The sequence below is a fragment of the Holospora elegans E1 genome (genome assembly GCF_000648275.1).
In the GTDB taxonomy this organism is placed as follows: domain Bacteria; phylum Pseudomonadota; class Alphaproteobacteria; order Holosporales; family Holosporaceae; genus Holospora; species Holospora undulata_A.
This window is the reverse complement of sequence record NZ_BAUP01000097.1, coordinates 1-4,259: the sequence shown is the minus strand read 5'-3', so window position 1 is coordinate 4,259 and position 4,259 is coordinate 1. Positions and strand designations below refer to the sequence as shown.

4 protein-coding genes and 1 pseudogene are annotated in these 4,259 nt (G+C 37.8%); 4 read left to right on the top strand and 1 reads right to left on the bottom strand.

What is annotated here, in order from left to right:
• Window positions 1–34 precede the first annotated feature (34 nt).
• Window positions 35–524, bottom strand: a pseudogene (locus HE1_RS09690) (transposase family protein); the annotation flags it as partial.
• Window positions 525–632: 108 nt separating this feature from the next.
• On the opposite strand from HE1_RS09690, the gene HE1_RS03985 reads away from it, so the two are divergent.
• The 4 genes from HE1_RS03985 to HE1_RS03965 all read left to right on the top strand — a co-directional run bounded on the left by HE1_RS03985 (window position 633) and on the right by HE1_RS03965 (window position 4,086).
• Complete coding sequence (locus HE1_RS03985) at window positions 633–1,712, top strand: Rossmann-fold NAD(P)-binding domain-containing protein (protein WP_006300685.1); 1,080 nt, start codon at window positions 633–635, stop codon at window positions 1,710–1,712.
• Window positions 1,713–1,758: 46 nt separating this feature from the next.
• Complete coding sequence (locus HE1_RS03980; RefSeq protein WP_006300683.1) at window positions 1,759–2,169, top strand: proton-translocating transhydrogenase family protein; 411 nt, start codon at window positions 1,759–1,761, stop codon at window positions 2,167–2,169.
• Window positions 2,170–2,209: 40 nt separating this feature from the next.
• Window positions 2,210–3,307, top strand: coding sequence for a lipid-A-disaccharide synthase (gene lpxB, locus HE1_RS03975; RefSeq protein WP_006300674.1), 1,098 nt, complete (start codon window positions 2,210–2,212; stop codon window positions 3,305–3,307).
• Window positions 3,308–3,894: 587 nt separating this feature from the next.
• Window positions 3,895–4,086 (top strand): hypothetical protein, encoded by a 192-nt coding sequence (locus HE1_RS03965; RefSeq protein ID WP_035544954.1) that lies wholly within the window; start codon window positions 3,895–3,897, stop codon window positions 4,084–4,086.
• The last annotated feature ends 173 nt before the right edge of the window (window positions 4,087–4,259 follow it).

Genomic DNA, 4,259 nt, shown 5'->3' with positions numbered 1-4,259 from the left:
CGTTATCTGCAAGGTATAAGGTACAGAATTAATAAAGGTTGCACAAAACCGCTGCAGTACTCATTTTAGTCTGACTTTTAGAAGCTCTGCATATGCAAATTTTGATGTTCTATTTATTTCCTACAAATATAGCTTACCTTCAGCTGTCCTTACTTCTGCACTATCTATATAAAAATAACCACTAGGATAGTGCTAGATAGTTCTTTTTTATCAGAGCAGCCATGACGCCTTAAGCAACGATGAAGACTTGATTGGCTTAAATGTGGAATAGTTTCTTGTAAGCTATATAATACTTCATCCTCTTGAATGCAACACTTGCTTCTTCTTCAGACTCTGAAAGCACAGTAGATTTGATCTTTTTAAGACCGATAGGGAGATCTTTTGTATCTTCTCGATTCTTCCATTTGATAATTGTTTTTGGATTAACATTAAATAGTATAGCCGCTTTTGCTATGCTCTCTTCACTATTTCTCTCTACGGAGTGCCTCAGTCGTTCTGGCATTTGCATGTAATACTTGTCCCATAAACTTTCCCCCCATTAATATTTTTAGAATCTGTTTTTACTTGCTTGACAAAAACAATTTGTTGCTTCTATAATTTTCCTTGTTTCTTAAAGGAAGCTTTAAGAGTTTATGAAGATTATCGTTCCTGCAAACACTGTTGTTCAAGATAAGCGTGTTGCTTTGGCTCCAGAACATATTCCTTCTTTAACGGCGCTGGGATTTGAAATTTGGTTCGAAAATTGTACTGTTCCGTTTTCTGTAGATTCCTATAAAGCTCAAGGAGTAAAGTGGACTGATGATAAAGCGGATTTATGTCGTGATGCAGCGCTGCTTCTTTCTGTAGGGGGGGTCTCATCAGAAATCTTAAATTTGCTACCTCGGCACACGCGCATTGTTGGATTGCTAGGAGGAAAAACCCAAGCAGAGCTTTATAAAGATTTTTTTACCCAAGCATATGCTTTAGAGCTTTTACCTAGAATTTCAAGAGCTCAGTTTATGGATGTGCTTTCTTCTCAAGCTGCTCTTATGGGGTATTGGGCGGTTATACAAGTGGCATCCCGTCTTCCTAGAATTTTGCCTATGATGACTACCGCCGCAGGAACGCTTTTTCCTGCTCAGATATTGGTACTGGGTGCGGGAGTTGCAGGGCTTCAAGCCATAGGAATGGGGCGTCGTCTTGGAGCAAAAATAAGCGCTTGTGACGTGCGTGCAAAGGCTCAAGAACAAGTAGAAAGCTTAGGGGCGAAGTTTCTTCACCTTCCAGGAATTCAAGATGGTGAAGGCTCTGGAGGATATGCGCGGGCATTAACTGTTCAAGAACAAAGAGCTCAGCAAGAGTTTTTAAAAACGGTATTACCGTCTTACAATGCTGTTATTTGCAGTGCACTTGTTCATGGGGGGGATGCTCCCTTGTTATTAACCAAAGAAATGCTTTCTTTGTGCCAACCAGGCACTGTGATAGTTGATCTTGCAACACACCTGGGAGCTTTGGGAAATTGCGATTTTACACAAGCAGGAAAGGGGATTCGTTTTGAAGAGGTGACTACTATAGGAGCATTCTATCCTTTAAGTGACCTTGCAGTTTCTGCTAGTTTACTGTATGGAAAAAATCTTTTAGCTTTGATTAATTTACTTTGGAATGCAAAAACTAAGTGTTGGACTAGTCCAAAAGATGATCCTTTGTTAGAAGCTATGTGCATCACCGAATGATCATAAAATCTTTTCAAAAAGCATTTCATAAAAAGGAGGAATTGTTATGGATTTTTTAATGGTATTTATGATAGGAATAGCTTTAGGGTATTATACCGTGTGTCGGGTTCCAAGTATTTTTCATGCACCATTGATGAGCTTGACTAACGGTGTTTCCAGTATATGCGTTCTTATTTTACTTGATCAATCAGTAAAAGGATTACCAAAGGGGATCCATGAGACAGGTATCAAGATTTTAGTGTGCATCACTGTAATGATGCTGTGTTTGAACATTTCGGGAGGATTTGACATTACCCAAAAAATGATCAAGTTTTTTTATCCTGATGAAAAAAATCAAGAGACTTGCTCTACACTGAAAAGATGGAGTGTTTTTTTATTAAGTAGTTTTGGCGGATTTTTAAGCATAGGGGTAAGTGCGTTTTTTATAAAAAGAATGCACAAATGGATCACGGCTTAGCACATTGACAAAAATACATTCTTCGTTTAGAAAAGTATGGGTGATAGCCGGGGAACCTTCAGGGGATGCACTAGGAGGTTCCTTATTGGCTGTTTTGCGCCAAAAATATCCTGACATTGTTTTTTCTGGAATTGGAGGCCCTTTAATGGAAGAGTCCGGGGGATTTGTTTCATTGTTTCCCTACACAGAATTGTGCCACATGGGGATTGGCTCTGTGTTAAAAAATGGAATTTCTTTAATAAAGCGGTATTATCAAGCGGTCAATGCTATTTTTCTTCAGCGTCCAGATCTTTTGTTAACGATAGATTGCCCGGACTTTTCTCTTCGAGTAAGTCATTCTGTACGTAAGATAACAAAGCGGATCCATTGCGTTGCCCCTTCAGTTTGGGCATGGAGAAAAAGTCGAGCAAGGACTTTAGAAAAAAAGACCGATTATTTGCTTCATCTTTTTGAATTTGAAAAAAAGTTTTTTCCAAAGATTCCTTGTTTTTGGGTCGGACATCCCTTGGCCGATCAGTCTTTTGTGAACAGGGATGTGTTTTGGAGTACTTATCCCAGCTTTTCATCTCTTCATCCTTTGCTGTGCATTCTTCCTGGAAGTAGGATTTCAGAAATCAAACGATGTTGGCCAGTTTTTAAACAGAGTGTAGAACTTCTTAGGCGCGCTGTAAAAAATCTTCAAGTCGTTATAGTCACTCTTCCAGAACATAAAGAATTGTTTGAACAAGAAAAGTATCTAGTCGTCACAGATTCTTTGTTAAAAAAATCAATATTTTTAAATTCTACTGCAGCACTAGCTTGCTCAGGAACAGTAACGTTAGAGCTAGCTCTGTGCGGTACCCCCATGGTAATTGGATATAGAGTGCACTGCGTTTTGGCGTGGATATTGCGACGCTTGATTACAACTCCTTATGTGGGATTGGTTAATATTCTTGCAAAAAAAATGGTTGCTCCTGAATATTTGCAAGAAAATTTTACTCCTGAAGGCTTAGAAAGTGCTTTAAAGGTCTTATTGAATTCTAATCAAATTTCAAAAGATCCTCAAAATTTTGAAAAAATATGGTCTAACGTAAAAACTCCTTTGGGATTTGCAGAAACAAGTACAAAAGTTATAGCTGATGTTTTAAATTTGGCTTAAGGAGCGATTTTTAGTATTCATTTTTGTGCGAACGACAAGCATTGATATTGGGGCGTTAATTTTTTGTATGAATTTTGTATGAAAAAATCGATAAAAAAGTTTAGATTTGCTAATGTTCAGCACACTATAGAAATTTAGGTTGAATTAGGTGCAATGAAAAGAAAATGACAAAGAGCTACAGCAACGATTTAAGACAAAGAGTAATAGAATATTTAGATGAGGAGGCGGGGTATTAAAGCATCGCACCTATTTAAAATAAGTGTATCAGCGATAGGCATGTGGAATAGAAAAATGGCATAGAAAATACAAACAAAAAAGCTGTTATTTTCCTAATAGGCGTGCTTGGCTCAGAAAAAAGATTGAACTTAGGGAAGCTTGAAAAGTACGTCAAAGAACCCCAAGATATGACCTTGAAAAAAGTTGCTCAAGAATTTGGGGTACCACTCAGTTGCTGGTTAAAAAGATTAGGCTATAGCTTAAAAAAAGACTTTTCGTACGCGAAAGCCATCCTCCCCCTCACTTTTTTGAAGGGGCTTTAAAAGATCCGAAAGACAGGCTATTTTATTAAAAATAAACAACAATGTTTAATGCAAATGAACCTTTCATCCTTAATAAATAAGATAAGAAAACTATTAACTTTTCACGATTCCCGCGCAGAGACTTTTAAAACCTTCGTACTTATCGATCAGCGAAAGGTTCAGCATCCTGCGCTGATCCACAAGATGCACTCTCCACCTTCAATAAAATCCCAGCTTGAACGCGTCAGGCGTTTTTTTTAAAGGACAAGTTAATTGATTCTGGACTCTTCTCAAAAGCCTTAATATCAAGTATTTGGGAGCCAGTTCCTAAAATGCATTTAATGCTCGATGGCACCAATTGGAAGTTTGGAACGCAGAATATCAATTGCCTCGTACTAGCTGTTAGAGTTGGAAAGATTACATTTCCTTTGTTT

Coding starts and splice junctions, on each gene's coding strand:
- HE1_RS03985 (WP_006300685.1), top strand. CDS start 633: ATGAAGATTATCGTTCCTGCAAACACTGTTGTTCAAGATAAGCGTGTT.
- HE1_RS03980 (WP_006300683.1), top strand. CDS start 1,759: ATGGATTTTTTAATGGTATTTATGATAGGAATAGCTTTAGGGTATTAT.
- HE1_RS03965 (WP_035544954.1), top strand. CDS start 3,895: ATGCAAATGAACCTTTCATCCTTAATAAATAAGATAAGAAAACTATTA.